Genomic DNA, 15,086 nt, shown 5'->3' with positions numbered 1-15,086 from the left:
GGCGACTTCCTATTAATGTGTTTTGTAAGGCATACGCCTACTTTTTTCTCACCCCATTCTCTGCGATTTTGTCTAACTTAGGAAGTGTTTTTGCGGGCTTAGTTTTCTATTAACGCTTTAACATTCGCTAAGGTGTCAGCTTCATTGGCGGGCTTGTCCCAGCGAATTCGATGGATACGGGGAAAGCGAAGCGCAACACCTGATTTGTGCCTTGATGAAGGGTGTACCGCATCGAACGCCACTTCAAGCACTAACTCTTTTTTCACTTCTCTCACCGGACCAAACCGTCCCACGGCATTGCGTCTTACCCAGTTATCTAGTTTTTTAAGTTCTTCATCGGTGAACCCGGAATAGGCTTTTCCGATAGGCAGAAGCTGATTGTCCTCCCAAGCGCCGAACGTGTAGTCAGAGTAAAAGCTGGAGCGCTTGCCGTGCCCGCGCTGTGCATACATCATTACCGCATCCACAACCAGCGGATCGCGCTTCCATTTAAACCATTGGCCTTTGGGTCTGCCGGGTATGTACCTGCTGTCTAAGCGCTTTATCATCAGCCCTTCTACCGCACGATTTTCGCATACTTGGGTGTGAAGCTGGCGCAAAGTTTGAGGGGAAGTGGCATTGAGTGTTTCAGAAAGAAACAAGCGGCTGTTACTCGTCTTTTGAAACCATTCTTCAAGGGCATTGCGCCTTGCTTTTAGTGTTTTATCGGTTAGATCTTCTCCATCAAGCACTAAAGCATCGTAAACGATTAGCCCAACCGGGGCGGAAGACTGTAGCGCTTTACTCGGTTTCTTTTTATTAAGGCGCTGCTGAAGCGCATTAAAGGTATCCACGTCAGGCTGTGTGGCGGATGAAGCGAAGACGCCTTTGTCATCGCTCTGCGCTTTCACATTGCTCCCCCCCTTTTTAACTGAATCCTTTGCTAAACCATGGCTATGTTCCACATTATGGATAACCAGTAGCTCTCCATCTAGCACCATATTGCCGCTGACAGACTCAAGTAAGTCGGGGAATGAGTGGCTAATATCATCGCCAGTACGAGAAAAAAGAGCTTTTTCAGACTCGTCGCCATCGCTCCCACTTCCTTTTTGAGTTTTATCATCAACAGCGTTATTTGCCTTAACGACAAGCTGCACACGAATGCCGTCGTATTTGTTTTCAATTTGCCACGTGTCCTTGGTGAAAGCGTTGATATCGCTATCTTCAATGGGATGAGAAAGCATAACTGGATGAAAGGTGACGGCGTTTTCAATATCAGGCTTGTCGGCTTTTCCTTCTAGGTAGCTAAGCATGTCAACGTAAGGTGGGGTAACCGCATGCCAAAGTGTTTCAATTTCTTTGATGTCTTTATTGCCATAGTCGGCCAATATTTGCTTTATAGAGCGAGCCGACACGCCTATACGTAATCCCCGCGTGCCTAATTTTAATAATGCCCAGCGCTGCGCGGGTGTCATTATTGTTAGGTAGTGGGCTAGCGTCTCAGAAACTTTCTGCTTACTTACGGATGCAAAGGTTTGTACCACTTCGGTAAGCGTGGGTAGCGAATCTGAAGGCTCGCTATAAGGCCATAAATGGGCCACAGTTTCACTAACCTCACCCACATAGTCATAGCTCATGGCAAAAAGCGCAGGATCGGTATGTTCGGTAATAAGCTTTTTTACCGTGTTGCGCTTAAAAAATTCGAACCGCAACGTGCCTGCCATAGCAGCAATCGCCCAGCCCCGGTCTGGGTCTGGCGTATTGGCAATGTAGTCTGCGATAAGCTGCGCTTTAGCTTTGTTTCCAGACGTGAAATACAGCTGTTCAAGTAAGTGACTAAATGCGTCCACTAATCGCCTCCTTGCTCTTCTTCATCATAACCGACTAGCGATAGCGCTCTGGCTTTAAAGCCCATTTTCTCTGCCTGATACATCAAGGCGTCTTCTCTGCCGTGAGTTACCCACACTTCTTTCGGGTTGACTTCTTCAATGGTTTGCAGCAATTCAGGCCAGTCGCAATGATCGGAGATAATAAGCGGTAGCTCTGCATTTTTTTGCTTAGCGCGAGCACGGATTTGCATCCATCCAGATGCCACAACAGGGCGTACATTAGGCAAGCTTCGTGACCACCTATCGGCAAGTGCAGAAGGCGGCGCAATGACTATTTCACCGGCTAATGTTTTTTTATCCGCGACCTCAGACACCGGTATTAACTCGCCTAAGTCTATTCCTAATTGCTTATAGAGATCACACAGCTTTAGCTGCGCACCATGTAAGTAGATGGGCTTTGCGTAACCCGCCTCGCGCAGCGCTAAAATAACCCGCTGGCATTTGCCTAATGCATATGCGCCAACTAAATGGCATCTTTCGGGGAATACGCGCAACGAATGAAGGAGCTTTTCAATTTCATGTTCAATGGGCGGGTGCTTAAAGACAGGAAGCCCAAAAGTGGCTTCGGTAATCAACACATCGCAAGGTACAACTTTAAAAGGCGGGCAAGTAGGGTCGTGACGGCGCTTGTAATCGCCGGAAACCACAACGCGGTAGCCTGCATATTCGATAAGAATTTGTGTAGAGCCAAGAATATGGCCTGCTGGATAAAATGTGGCTTTTACATCGTTAAAATTAATGCTTTCACCTATAGCTACAGCGTGCTGGTGAGTAGCCATATCTTCACCGTAGCGGGTTTGCATAATCGCCAGCGTTTCTGGGCTTGCGTATACACGGTGATGCCCTGCCCGTGCATGGTCAGCGTGACCGTGTGTGACAAGCGCGGTGGCGACCTCATTCATTGGGTCGATGTAAAATTCACCCGGTTCGCAATAAAGGCCGGTGTCATCAGTTTTTAGCCATGTTGATGGATGCACGATACATATTATCCACTAAATAAATAATGCTCTTGTTACGTAGTGAATAGCTAAAAGCGACCATTTAATATGTTAACGTGGCAAATTATTGAAAACCGCCCATCACTCAAGCTTTATGATTTTCAGAAGTAGCGCTGATTACCAATGTTGTAGTCGTTCTATAAACCGCCAGAGATGACTGTAACGTGTAGCTCGAGCTACTTAATTTAAAACCTCAAGATATAGGGCTTCTGATGCTGTCGCGTCTAGCGTCGCTTCGGAGAGGTGCGGATTATCAAGTTTGAGAACGGTTCTCTCTGAAAGATTCAGCGCCTTTTCAATATCCTTAAAATTAATGTACTCATCAAATAACGCGGCGAAGCTTCCGTCTTTTCGAGCAATATTTAATCCCTGCTCTATCCGCTGCGCTAATTCAGGTTTCGATTGTGAAACGAAAAAAAATACGTAAGACGGGTAATACAATAAAACGGAAGGCTCTATGATAATGTTTGGATCGCTTAGCGATTCAGCCTCTATCACCGCTTCATGAACCGCACGAGGAAAGTAATCAATTCTGCCAGCCTTTAAAAGCTCAATGATAATGTCGTAATTACTGGTTCCTAACGTAGTAAACCCATTGTGCTCTAGAATTTGAAAATCGGGCCAGTCGTGACCTTGACCTGCAACAAACCGCTTCAGGTCAGGCGCGCTACGAGCATTGTTAAACTCACGTAGAGTACTTTGGCGGATCAAAGAGACGCGATAGCCCATGATCCCGTTTAATAGAGGGACCCGCACCGGAATGGCCTGCTGTTCACGTAGTTTTGACGTCACTGTCCAAAACACGTCAATTCCCCTTTCTCGATTTAGCTGGCGCAGGACACGTTCCTGAACTAAATTACTTCTACTCTCCACGAGATAAGTTGGCTTAGTGGAGTCATCTGTCTTGCTAAGTGCTAATCGTAGTAATGCTGAGTAATAGGCATGAGAGGCATAGTCGAGCTCACTACTTTCGACTATCTTAACTTCGTAACTGCTAGGGGCGAGCTGTGATGTTTGCGCACTGTCCAACACAATTGCAAAAGCACGTTGGCAGAAAAGGTGCCAAATTATCATCACCGCTGCTATTGAAAATAGCCCTACTCGACGTCGATTTTGTATCATGCCTATTTACCTCAATAGCTTAGGAAAAGCCATTGGGCCTGCTAACCTTTAATGTAGAGTAAAGCTTAGCAGGCCTACTTATTTAGGTTACGTTTACTGTTCAGTATAGACACAATTTTCAAGGTGCAAGCGACATCGCGTTAGGTGAGTTGCTCTATCTCATCTTGTTTCAATTTTTGCTTTTTGTGAAAACTGCGCAAATACATTTTTCGCCATAGGGCTTCGAAGGGGCCTTGGTTGAAGTGCTTATTAATGGCGTTTGCCAAAATAACTTGTACTGCGGTGAAGACAATGGTGACCAGAAGCAAATCAAGTAACGTTACGCTGTAAATAAAGTTTGGAAAATATGCCGGCATGACGATGCGAAAGAGCACGGCGAGTGCTATTGATTGAGTTAGGTAGAGCGTGAGTGCAACTTTGCCGCAGTTTATAAGCGACTGATACCACCACGCTGCAGTATGTTTTATGTTTATCAATAGGTGAGCGTATACCAAAGCACAAAAAATAGCTGGAATACTGGTGAACATGGGCACCACATCTAACGTTACCTGTTCGAATAAAAATTGTGGAAGTGCTGTGATGATAGATGTGACGATAGCAACCAAAACTAACTTCCTAAAGACCACTAATGAGAAGCCGTGATTAAAAAAGCCTGTTCTATACAGGTATGCACCAAACATCATAAGCCCCATAGACTGCCACAGCATAGTGAATGGCGCGACAATAACCGTAGACAGCATAAACGATGCTTGAATACCAAGCTGTGCTAAATAGCCGCTTTGCCACAAGGCCGCTTCTTCATTAAATGTTTCACTGGGGCGCATTGGTAGTTCAGCCCCCATGTCATAAACAAACGCCATGACGAGCCCACCGATTAACATAATTGCGCTTCCCACAATAAGGTAATGAATACTTTTCTTTTTGAGTTCATCTTGAGGGAGTGTGAAGTGTTTTAAAATAAAAAATGCGCACAGGCTGTAATACAGCAAGATGTCGCCGCTGAATATAAATACGCCATGCAGTAGCCCAAACACAAACAGCCATTTAAGTCTGGCTTGTGAGAAATCTAAAAAATGGTGTCCGCGCTTTTCGCAGGCCTCAAATTGAATTGCCAGACCCGCACCGAACAGCAGGCAGAACAGAGAACGAAATCGTCCATCCAAAAACAGCGAGTTAAAAAGTGAAATAACCGTGTCAGATAATAGCGGCTCTTCAAAAAATGCATAGTTAGCGTAACCGTTTTGGTGAAACGTAATGTTCATGAATAAGATGCCAAGAATGGCTAAACCTCTAACGGCGTCTATTGAGTAAATTCGCATGTACGGTCCTTGTAAGAAAATCGCTAATTCGTAAAGCATAATAAGGTAAAAAACTCTGCGCTGAAGTTTACGCTAAGAAAATGCATGGGGTCGAAGTGAAAAGTGTATCTAAACATTAAACGCGCTGAGGATGATTACATTGTGCATCTATCGTAAGGCGTTACAAGTAAACCTAACCAAGGTTTTGCCGTATAAGTGCTAAAAGTATTAACAAGAACCATCAATGACTCCACTTCCTTCAGTCTTTGCCCACTGGTTTGAACAAAAAGGCTGGCAGTTACGCGATTATCAACACACCATGCTGGTGGAAAAGGATCAGCATGACTGCACGTTATTGATTGCGCCAACCGGCGCTGGCAAAACCCTGTCTGGCTTTTTACCTAGCCTAGTCGAACTTGCTGAGACATTTGGTATAAGCGAACTTGCTGAGACGATGAGCAAAAGTGAGCTTGCCGAGATGTCGAAAGACAGGGAGCTTGCTAAGAAGACCGGAACCAGTGAACAGGTCGAAACAAAAGCAATAAATAAACAGGCAACGAAAGGAAAAGAGAAGAGTGGGTTCAGCGGCCTGCATACCCTTTATATATCGCCGCTGAAAGCACTCACGCAAGATATTCATCGTAATTTGTTACAGCCCATTGAAGAGATGGGGCTGCCGATAACGGCAGAAACACGCACAGGCGATACGCCCTCACACAAGCGCCAGCGTCAACGTAAAAAGCCGCCAAACATCCTGCTTACCACACCAGAATCGCTCATGCTGATGTTGAGCTACGCCGATGCTGATAAGCTTTTTGGCAAACTTAAACGCGTGATTATCGACGAAACGCACAGTTTAATGGCCAACAAGCGCGGAGACTTTCTTTCACTCGCCCTCGCGCGGTTAAGCGTTCTATCACCGCATTGTAAGCGTATTGGATTATCTGCCACCGTGGCATTTCCCGAAACGCTAGGTGCGTGGCTGGCTGGCAGTGACGGTGTCGCTAATATTGTAAAAGTGAAAGCGGGTGAAAAACCTAAGGTGGAAATGCTGCACTCTAAAGCGCGCATGCCTTTTGGCGGCTTTATGGCGCGCTACGCCATCGATGATATTTACCAGGCCATTGAAAACGCCAAAACCACACTGGTTTTTGTTAATACCCGCGCTCAGTCAGAGCTGTTGTTCCAAATGCTGTGGGAGGCAAACAAGGCTGCGCTTCCCATTGCCCTCTATCACGGCAGCTTGAGCAAAGAGCAGCGTCGTAAAACCGAAGCCATGATGGCGGGCGGTATGCTAAGAGCAATTGTATGTACGTCGGCCTTGGAGTTAGGTATCGACTGGGGTGATGTAGACAAGGTCATACAAGTTGGCGCACCTAAAGGCGTAAGCAGGCTGCTGCAAAGGATAGGGCGAGCAAATCACAGGCTTGACGAGCCAAGTGAAGCGTTGCTCGTACCGGCAAACCGCTTTGAGGCGCTGGAATGTCAGGCGGCGATCACCGCTATTGAAAAAGGGGAGTTAGACGGGGAAAGTCCACAGCCAGGGGCACTGGACATTGTCCCGCAATTTATACTGAACTGCTTGTGTAGTAGGGCTGATAGTCCAGATACCTTGTATAAAGAGATACTTACCGCCACGCCATACCAAGGGCTCGATAGAGATGATTTCGACAAACTGTGGCAGTTTACGCAAGATGGCGGCAGTGCCCTCAACGCATATGAGAGATATCAACGCCTGACGAAAAACGACGATGGCACGTACTCGCCAGCGAATCGGCGGGTTATTCAACGGCACAGGCAAAACATAGGCACCATCGTTGAAGCAGGTCGGCTTAAAGTAAAACGTATTCGAAGAGGAAACCAGGGCAAGATTATAGGTGAGGTTGAAGAGTATTTCGCCCAGCAGCTAACGCCTGGAGATACCTTCTACTTTGCCGGAGAAGTGCTGCGTTTTGAAGCTATTCGCGACATGCAGCTGCATGCCAAGCCTGCAAAAGCGAAAGAGCCGAAAATACCAAGCTACGCGGGTGGCCAAATGCCGCTATCTACCTATTTGGCGGAAGGGGTACGTGCAATTTTGGCTACTCAGAAATCATGGAGAGCACTGCCTGCACAGGTGCAAGAGTGGCTTAAACTTCAACAGGCGTTTTCTCAACTGCCTAATCCTGACAACGTGCTTGTGGAACAATTTCCGTTTAGACAGGCGCACTACACTTTGTACTATACCTTCGACGGTCGCAAAGCGAACCAAACCTTGGGCATGCTGTTAACACGACGAATGGAGAAAATGGGCATTAAGCCGTTAAGCTTCAGCGTAACCGATTATGGGTTATCGGTAGCATCAGTAAACGCCATCACACAGGGGCAGCTGCAGCAGCTATTCCAGCCGGATATTTTAGGGGACGAGTTGGAAGACTGGATGTTACAGGCACCTATGCTTAAGCGCTCGTTCAGGCAAGTGGCGGTGGTGAGTGGCCTCACTGAACAGCGCTATCACGCCAGCCAAAAAACCATGAAGCAGGTAACGTTTTCTACCGACCTTATTTACGATACATTGCGTGAACACGACCGCGACCATATCTTACTTAAAGTAGCACGGGCAGATGCAGAGCGTGAGCTACTAGATTTACGACGACTTGCTAATTTACTTATTCGCTATGTAGATTCAGCGACATTAGTGAATCTTGAAAAGCCGTCGCCCATGGCCATTCCAATAGTGCTGGATGTGCGTAGTGAACAAGTGAAGGGCGCTGGCGCACAAGCTATTATTGAACAAGCTAATTTATACGCCGAAGCTGAAACCATGTTAGATGAAGTACGTGCGTTATTATCGGGCTCATCTGTTGAGTAGTATTAGAAAGAAGCAAAAACGAAAAGAATAAGAGGATAATTTGGCAATAACTGACGCGTGGCTAACCGAAAAAGTAAGCCGGCGCCATATCACTATTACAAAATACGCAGACTACTTGTGGCTGTTAGACGCGCGCGGTGTGGCGTACTTACCCGCATGCGATTGGCTTGTAGTGTCTGATCTCCACTTAGAAAAAGGCAGTTATTTACGCAGCTATGCGAACCCGTTACCAAGCTTAGATTCCACCGCTACGTTAACGCGGTTAGAAAGTATCATCGAAGATTACAAGCCACTGCGAGTAATCAGCTTAGGTGACAGCTTTCACGATAAACACAGTATGTCGCGCATGACCACTGAGGACCGTCAGCACTTATGCAGGCTAGTCGATAATGTGAGCGAGTGGATGTGGGTAGAAGGTAATCACGACCCAGATTTACCCGACGGCATACCGGGTACGCCGTGTTCTGAAATAGTGCTAGATAATATGGTTTTCAGACACGAAGTAGAAACGAATGAAACTCGTGCTCAGGTTATCGGTCATTATCACCCCAAAAAGCGCACAGTTATCACCCGCCGCCGTTACTCAGGCAAATGCTTTACTAACAACGAAAATGTATTTGTGATGCCAGCCTTTGGTCAGTTCACGGGTGGGCTGGATATAGATGAAGAGGTAATGCTAACGCTTCTGCCCAAACGCTCACGACAGGTATTCATGCTCTATGATGGAATTGTATTTAAAATATAACACTATCAAAAATGGGGGGGCAGGTTTCTGATCCTGCCCCCCATTATTTGGGTTAGTCGCGCCAGCGCTTGGTTAGTTCGTCGTAGGCGTCTATGCGGCGGTCGCGGAAGTAAGGCCAAATGCGCTTCACTTGCTCGGTACGCTCCATATCAAGCTCTACGGTTAGCGTGGTTTCACCTTCAGCTTCGGCTTTGGCCAAAATCTCACCTTGCGGGCCTGCTACAAAGCTTTGTCCCCAGAACTGAATACCTGGATCACCTTCAACAGGTGACGCTTCAAATCCAGTGCGGTTTGCCACGATAACCGGTACTGAGTTTGCCACAGCGTGAGAGCGCTGAATGGTTTCCCATGCACCATGCTGGCGGGTACGTTCTTCTTCTGTGTCAGTTAAATCCCAGCCAATTGCGGTAGGGTAGAACAACAAGTCCGCACCAGCCATCGCCATCAGACGTGCCGCTTCTGGATACCACTGATCCCAGCATACCAATACGCCAAGTTTACCTACGCTGGTTTCAATAGGCGTGAAGCCCATATCGCCCGGTGTGAAGTAAAACTTCTCGTAAAAGCCTGGGTCATCAGGAATGTGCATTTTACGGTATTTGCCCGCAATTTCTTTGCTGCGGTCGAACACGACTGCAGTGTTGTGATACAAACCTGAACCGCGCTTTTCAAATAAAGATGTCACCAACACGATATTGTGTTTTTCGGCGAGTTCACCAAAAAAGTCTGTCGCAGGCCCAGGAATTGGTTCAGCCAAATCAAAGGCGTCAGTATCTTCTTGCTGGCAAAAATACAGGGTGCTGTGTAGTTCTTGAAGCAAAATACACTCGCATCCTTCAGCCGCTAATTTGGCAATTTGCTCGGCACTTTTATTCCAGTTCGTTGCTTTATCGTTATCGGCAACAGCCTGTTGTACCAGACCCACTTTTAGCTTAGCTGGGCGCATGTAATGACACTCCTTTCTTTAAGGTGGTGATAATCGAATCTTTTAACGTATTTGTAGGCACCTGCATGGAAATGCAATGCAAGCTGCCGTATTGTCTTACGAGTACACTGCAATCGATTGGTTCAACAATATGATTGGGATGTGCTCTCTTTACAGTTTCAATAGCTTCTGCGTCTTCCTCTTCACCGTAAACAGGCAATAATATTGCGTTGTTACAAATTAAGTAATTTGCGTACGATGCCGGCAGGCGATCCCCTTCGTCATTTACAATATTAGGCAGCGGCAGATGAAACTGTTCATGCTCAGGCAGCTCAAGGGCGCACTCGTCGCACAACGCTTTCAACCCTTCAAAATGACTGTCATTAGGACGGTTGTTACACGCCTGGATCACTAGGCCTTTGTTCGGCGTGAAACGCACTAATGTGTCGATGTGACCGTCAGTATCATCACCTTCTAAATGACCATGTTGCAAAATAGTCACTTTGCTGCAGCCTAGCATATCTTTAAATGCATCTTCGTAAGCGCTTAGCGACATATCACCATTACGCTCAGGGTTAAGTAAACACTGGGCAGTACTTAATAGATGCCCGTCTTCATCAATTTCTAGCGCGCCACCTTCTGCCACAATTGGGCTGCTGCGAAGTACAGATTTACACATGCTGGCAAGATAACGCTGATTCGCCAGGTTATCTTCAGCGGCGTTAAACTTATTGCCCCAACCGTTAAAGCGAAATTCTACCGGCGAGCCATTGCCTTCACTGTCTTTACAAGTAATGAAGCCGTAGTCGCGCATCCATGTGTCGTTAAATGAGGCAGGAACAATAAGCACTCGAGCGTTCTCTGGTAAACGAGAGTTGAGATCGTCTACGTCACTTGGCGCACATAATAAAATTACACCCGCATCATTACGGTTTACTGCAGCAATCACGTTCAGATACGTCGTTCTCGCGTCTTCTAACCATGGAGCCCAGTCGGTTTGCGCATGAGGCCACGCTAACATAACAGCATCAATGTTATGCCATTCAGGCGCCATAGTACGGTTGCCGTGCATAGTAAAATTCCAAATAGCTACAAAATAGGGTTCGGATTATAGCCATGCCTCAGCATGAGACCAAGGCAAATGGCGATGAAATTAATTGGCGGTGACGATTACTTTAAGCCATGCAGTAAAACTGGAATAACCGAAAAGAGGGCAATCTTTACTTCAAATGTCGCCCGCCGTTTAGATGAAGGGTTTGTCCTGTTACGTAGTCGCTATCTAATAAATAGTTTACGGCTTTCACGGCCTCTTGCGCCCCCGGTACTATCTCTAACAATGATTTTCCTAGCGCTTTTTGCTTGTAAGCTTCGTCATCACCCTCATTGAACATAAGCAAAGCTGGGGCAATGCTATTTACTTTTACCTTTGGTGCGAGCTTCTTAGCAAATGACAGGGTCAGGTTATGCAGGGCTGCCTTACTTGCCGCATATGCCATGTGTTTCTCGCTTCCTGTTTCTTGAACGTAATCCGTCATATGAATAATGTCAGCTGGCACTTCACAGCCACACAACGCCTCTTCTAATGCCAAGTTTATGCGGTAGGGGGCGACGGCATGAATCATCATCATGCGCTGCATTAATTCGTGTTTATTATCGTTATCTTTCTCCTGTGCCCAATCTGACGCGTTGTGAATTACTCCTCGATAGGTTTTACTGATTGCCTTAATCTCATCAATTGCTCGATCAATAGCCGCCTCAGTGCTAAAATCGGCCTGTATGACTGTAGCGCCTTTATTCTCAAGCATTGAAATGCTTGGCCGAAGTGTTCGGTAAGTCACGACAACGTGCTGGCCCTGGTCAAGTAGACTATTTGCCATGGCTAAGCCCAAACGTTGACTTGCGCCTGTAATCAACACAGGTGAATTCAAGATAATGTCCTTCTTTGGTGAAAGGTAACGGTTTTATTATTCTGTGCCATATGCATGGTAAGTAGCAATGACATTAAATAAAAGTCATGTTGCCACGTAATCGATCTGTAACGAACTTATGCTCGTACAAGGTCAAAAAAGAAGTTATAACGGATAAAGTAATGTTAGCAAAAGAAGCGGTAATTGTGCGCGATGCACTAGACCCCTCTATATCAGAGCCAGCACAACGTGTACGAGAAGCATTAGAAGCCAAGGGTTTAGAGACACCCATGGTGGCTAATGGTCTGACTGACGAGCAAAAGCGCAAACGAATCGAAAGCGCGATGCGTGACGTAATGGACACGCTTGGCCTTGATCTAACTGACGACAGTCTGTGCGATACGCCAATGCGAATTGCAAAAATGTATGTAAACGAAATATTCGGCGGGTTGGACTATCGTAAATTTCCTAAGATTACTGCTATTGAAAACAAGATGCAGATAGATCAACCTGTACAAGTGTCTGATATTAGCCTTACCAGCACTTGTGAGCACCACTTTGTTACTATTGATGGCACGGCGACTGTATCTTATATACCTAAAGACACGGTTATCGGCCTTTCAAAAATAAATCGGCTGGTAGGTTTTTTTGCTCAGCGCCCACAGGTACAGGAGCGTTTAACGCAGCAAGTGTTGGTGGCTTTGCAAACGTTGACCAATACAGAGGACGTCGCAGTAAGCATCAACGCTACCCATTATTGCGTTAAGGCAAGAGGGATCCGCGACACAAACTCATATACGAAAACATCTGCATTAGGTGGTCGCTTTTTGACGGACAGCGCGTTGAAGCAGGACTTTTTCCGCTAAAATTCCACACCACTAAATTTATTTACATGAAAAAATGCTGCGCGGTTGTCATTTTAACAACCGCTCGGTGTCATGAGTATCGACGATAAGGTTAATTCGGCCTAACACACCGTCTGCTGCGGTTAAGCTGAGGATCCTTTTACAGCATTTGCAAGGTTCAAGTTTCTCTTTATACATATCTTTTGTGCAATCAATATCCAAAAAGTTAACTTCGCCACAACATGGGCACATATACTCTAACGCCTTTCCATTTTGCATAGCGTGTTCCTTTTTCCGCATAAGTATAACTTGCTCTTCAGCTTTATTTTTAGCTATGTCGAGATGTGTACGAGGGGATGATCTTGCAGCGAACAGAAACTGATTTCCTTAGCGCTGCCATATTAATTTAAGTCTAGTCCTGTTTTGTTTTTTTGCTGGGAATAATTGCAAAATAAGCGCTTTTTTACTTATTAAGTTGAAGAATGAATGTAGAGCGCGCCTTACAGTATTAACTGTAGGCGCTGTGTAGCCATTTTTGTTCGAATGGCGATAGTGTTAGTGAACTGGGTAAGCGTGAAAAGTGCTGTTCGCTTAAAAGGTCGCGGTAAGGCAAAGTTGCAAAGCTCGATAATACGTCGCAATTCACGCTCTGCGTATGCTCGCTGAAGTTACACAGCACAATTAACGTTTCGTTATTGTCGTTTTCGCGAACAAAAACAAAGCAATGATGGTTTTGAGCGTTGATAACTGTTGTTGTTGCACGACCGAAAACGGCGAACCTTTTCCTCGTTTCCAGCATTTTCTTTAGACCGTCGAAAACACGGATGCTGGCGTATTGTTGTGCTGTAACAGGTGCGACGGTGCCGAGCACTACAGCAATATCTTGAGGCGAGACTGCAATTCGATTTACCCATCTATCGTCGTGTTTTTTAATGTCATCTGTACGGTAGCTATAGTCGTTGAGTTTAGCTATCTCATCGCTTGAATATAACAATGGAATACCGCCAATGCTAAATGTTATGCCATAAAGCAATAGCATTCGTTTGATTGCATCGTCAATTTCTTGCTGATTGTTATTTTTCAGCGCACTCTCAAGGCCACAAAGTGACGCAAGCGAACCGCATACTCGACAATCGCCGTTCGAGGGATTTTCTGCAAAGGGAACACCGTCAGCAAAACTGCCCTCAAATCGGCCAGTATAAAATTGATTTAAAAACATACGATGATCAAATGCGTTAATACCTAACTCTTGTGCCACAGCGTCATCGAATGTCCAACCAATATCATCGTGGCACCTGACGTAGTTTACCCATGCACAGTCTTGTGAAATAGAGAAACTTTTCTGCATGGAACGAGTCAGTAAGCGGGTTTTTCTCGTTGCTAACGAGTTCCACAGAAGTGCCATTAATAAGGGGTTGTAAGAGAGCTGGCATTCGTTTTTGTCGATGTATTTAACAACTTCATCGGGGTGAACAATAGCTTCCGATTTAAAGACAACTGAGGGCGCTACAATCTGTAAACAGGTGTTAAAAGCTTGTATAAGTAAATGAGCTTTATCTTGATTTTCGCAGTTTGTTCCCATTTCTTTCCAGATAAATGCAAGAGCATCAAGCCGTAGAGCGGTACAGCCTATATTTGCTAGAAACAGCATTTCCGATGTTATTGCGTTAAACACCTCTGGGTTACTGTAATTTAGATCCCACTGAAAACTATTAAATGTGGTCCATACCCACTTTTCCATGTGTTCATTATACGTGAAGCTTCCTCGCCTTACTTGTGGAAAGATTTCTCTGAGTGTCTGCTCGTATTGGTCGGGTTCTTGTCGGTCATCAAACAGGTAATAGAAATTCTGGTATTGGACATCACCAGCGAGCGCTGCTTGAGCCCATCTGTGCTCGTCAGATGTATGATTAAATACAAAATCTAACACGAGCTTGATACCTTCCTTTCGAAGCGCCGACGCTAACGTTGCGAGTTCACTGACTGTTCCAAGCACAGGGTTAACTTTTCTGTAATCCGATACAGCATAACCTCCATCGCTGTCGCCTTCAGGCGAAGCATAAAGTGGCATTAAATGTAGGTAAGTAATGCCTATGGCTTTAAAGTATGGAATTTTGCTTTGTAAATCTTTTACCTTGGGTCCCATCAAATCGACATAGCAAGCCATTCCGACCTGCGACTCGTCTCGATACCAAAGCGGATCTTTTAGGCTTTCAGTATCCAACCTTTTAAGGGCGGGTTTTCTCGCTTGTAATCCATCTCTTAACGCTTCGATTAGCTTTTGTAAGTGGAAGTAACAATCGTATTGGTGTCCGTAAATATAGGTGTATTTTTCAAACAACGAGGGAAAATGCGCGTTTAAGCGACGTGTAAAAAGCGCGGTGTCTTTTTTGGTTAACCCAGTAAAATCAATAGATTCTAAAATTCTTGATAAACAAACTTCACTGCTTGCAGCATAGCTCATAAATAACTCCAGCGGCGCCCGCAATTAGATGCAGAACGGCCTATGCTAATTAACTGGTTTACA

General features: G+C 45.7%; 12 protein-coding genes. 3 read left to right on the top strand and 9 right to left on the bottom strand.

Translation table 11 applies throughout. The annotated features are described in order from the left end of the window. Nucleotides 1–98: 98 nt before the first annotated feature. From BK026_RS12995 to BK026_RS12980, 4 genes are all read right to left on the bottom strand, one after another. Nucleotides 99–1,829 carry a cisplatin damage response ATP-dependent DNA ligase gene (locus BK026_RS12995; protein WP_071816203.1) on the bottom strand — a complete coding sequence of 577 codons (1,731 nt, stop codon included), beginning with the start codon at nt 1,827–1,829 and terminating at the stop codon, nt 99–101. Then, nucleotides 1,829–2,845: a ligase-associated DNA damage response exonuclease gene (locus BK026_RS12990; RefSeq protein ID WP_071816202.1), complete on the bottom strand. Its 1,017-nt coding sequence runs from the start codon at nt 2,843–2,845 to the stop codon at nt 1,829–1,831. Before BK026_RS12990 ends, BK026_RS12995 begins: the two co-directional genes overlap by 1 nt. 201 nt (nt 2,846–3,046) lie before the next feature. Then, nucleotides 3,047–3,988: a hypothetical protein gene (locus BK026_RS12985; protein ID WP_256253802.1), complete on the bottom strand. Its 942-nt coding sequence runs from the start codon at nt 3,986–3,988 to the stop codon at nt 3,047–3,049. Nucleotides 3,989–4,128: 140 nt separating this feature from the next. Continuing rightward, nucleotides 4,129–5,307, bottom strand: a complete 1,179-nt coding sequence (locus BK026_RS12980) for a DUF418 domain-containing protein (protein ID WP_071817644.1) — start codon at nt 5,305–5,307, stop codon at nt 4,129–4,131. Nucleotides 5,308–5,530: 223 nt separating this feature from the next. Here BK026_RS12980 and BK026_RS12975 point away from each other — a divergent pair, with 223 nt between their 5' ends. Further along, the gene (locus BK026_RS12975) at nt 5,531–8,137 is read left to right on the top strand and encodes a ligase-associated DNA damage response DEXH box helicase (protein ID WP_071816200.1); all 2,607 of its coding nucleotides are present in this window, start codon (nt 5,531–5,533) and stop codon (nt 8,135–8,137) included. 40 nt (nt 8,138–8,177) lie between these two features. Further along, nucleotides 8,178–8,882, top strand: a complete 705-nt coding sequence (gene pdeM / locus BK026_RS12970) for a ligase-associated DNA damage response endonuclease PdeM (RefSeq protein WP_071816199.1) — start codon at nt 8,178–8,180, stop codon at nt 8,880–8,882. A gap of 52 nt (nt 8,883–8,934) precedes the next feature. On the opposite strand, the gene BK026_RS12965 is transcribed toward pdeM, so the two are convergent. The 3 genes from BK026_RS12965 to folM all read right to left on the bottom strand — a co-directional run bounded on the left by BK026_RS12965 (nt 8,935) and on the right by folM (nt 11,735). Then, nucleotides 8,935–9,828, bottom strand: coding sequence for a carbon-nitrogen hydrolase (locus tag BK026_RS12965; protein WP_071816198.1), 894 nt, complete (start codon nt 9,826–9,828; stop codon nt 8,935–8,937). Then, a complete protein-coding gene (locus BK026_RS12960; protein ID WP_071816197.1) occupies nt 9,815–10,879 on the bottom strand; it encodes an agmatine deiminase family protein in 1,065 nt (354 codons plus the stop codon). The genes BK026_RS12965 and BK026_RS12960 overlap by 14 nt, the downstream gene beginning before the upstream one ends. Nucleotides 10,880–11,027: 148 nt before the next feature. Further along, on the bottom strand, nt 11,028–11,735 hold the full coding sequence (folM, locus tag BK026_RS12955) for a dihydromonapterin reductase (RefSeq protein WP_071816196.1): 708 nt from the start codon (nt 11,733–11,735) through the stop codon (nt 11,028–11,030). Between the two features lie 161 nt (nt 11,736–11,896). Here folM and folE point away from each other — a divergent pair, with 161 nt between their 5' ends. Beyond that, nucleotides 11,897–12,580: a GTP cyclohydrolase I FolE gene (folE, locus tag BK026_RS12950; protein WP_071816195.1), complete on the top strand. Its 684-nt coding sequence runs from the start codon at nt 11,897–11,899 to the stop codon at nt 12,578–12,580. Between the two features lie 48 nt (nt 12,581–12,628). On the opposite strand, the gene BK026_RS12945 is transcribed toward folE, so the two are convergent. Together BK026_RS12945 and BK026_RS12940 are read right to left on the bottom strand one after the other, a co-directional pair. After that, the gene (locus tag BK026_RS12945; RefSeq protein WP_071816194.1) at nt 12,629–12,838 is read right to left on the bottom strand and encodes a hypothetical protein; all 210 of its coding nucleotides are present in this window, start codon (nt 12,836–12,838) and stop codon (nt 12,629–12,631) included. Between the two features lie 229 nt (nt 12,839–13,067). Further along, nucleotides 13,068–15,023, bottom strand: coding sequence for an alpha-amylase family glycosyl hydrolase (locus BK026_RS12940; protein ID WP_071816193.1), 1,956 nt, complete (start codon nt 15,021–15,023; stop codon nt 13,068–13,070). Between the last annotated feature and the right edge of the window lie 63 nt (nt 15,024–15,086).

The organism is Alteromonas sp. V450 (assembly GCF_001885075.1).
Lineage (GTDB): Bacteria > Pseudomonadota > Gammaproteobacteria > Enterobacterales > Alteromonadaceae > Alteromonas.
Note: the sequence above shows the minus strand (reverse complement) of the source record. Positions and strands in the feature narration are given on the sequence as shown.

What these genes read in the sequence shown, in the direction of transcription:
- BK026_RS12940 (WP_071816193.1), bottom strand. Translation starts at nt 15,023, where the DNA reads ATGAGCTATGCTGCAAGCAGTGAAGTTTGTTTATCAAGAATTTTAGAA.
- BK026_RS12965 (WP_071816198.1), bottom strand. Translation starts at nt 9,828, where the DNA reads ATGCGCCCAGCTAAGCTAAAAGTGGGTCTGGTACAACAGGCTGTTGCC.
- BK026_RS12985 (WP_256253802.1), bottom strand. Translation starts at nt 3,988, where the DNA reads ATGATACAAAATCGACGTCGAGTAGGGCTATTTTCAATAGCAGCGGTG.
- BK026_RS12960 (WP_071816197.1), bottom strand. Translation starts at nt 10,879, where the DNA reads ATGCACGGCAACCGTACTATGGCGCCTGAATGGCATAACATTGATGCT.
- BK026_RS12945 (WP_071816194.1), bottom strand. Translation starts at nt 12,838, where the DNA reads ATGCAAAATGGAAAGGCGTTAGAGTATATGTGCCCATGTTGTGGCGAA.
- BK026_RS12975 (WP_071816200.1), top strand. Translation starts at nt 5,531, where the DNA reads ATGACTCCACTTCCTTCAGTCTTTGCCCACTGGTTTGAACAAAAAGGC.
- BK026_RS12980 (WP_071817644.1), bottom strand. Translation starts at nt 5,307, where the DNA reads ATGCGAATTTACTCAATAGACGCCGTTAGAGGTTTAGCCATTCTTGGC.
- folE (WP_071816195.1), top strand. Translation starts at nt 11,897, where the DNA reads ATGTTAGCAAAAGAAGCGGTAATTGTGCGCGATGCACTAGACCCCTCT.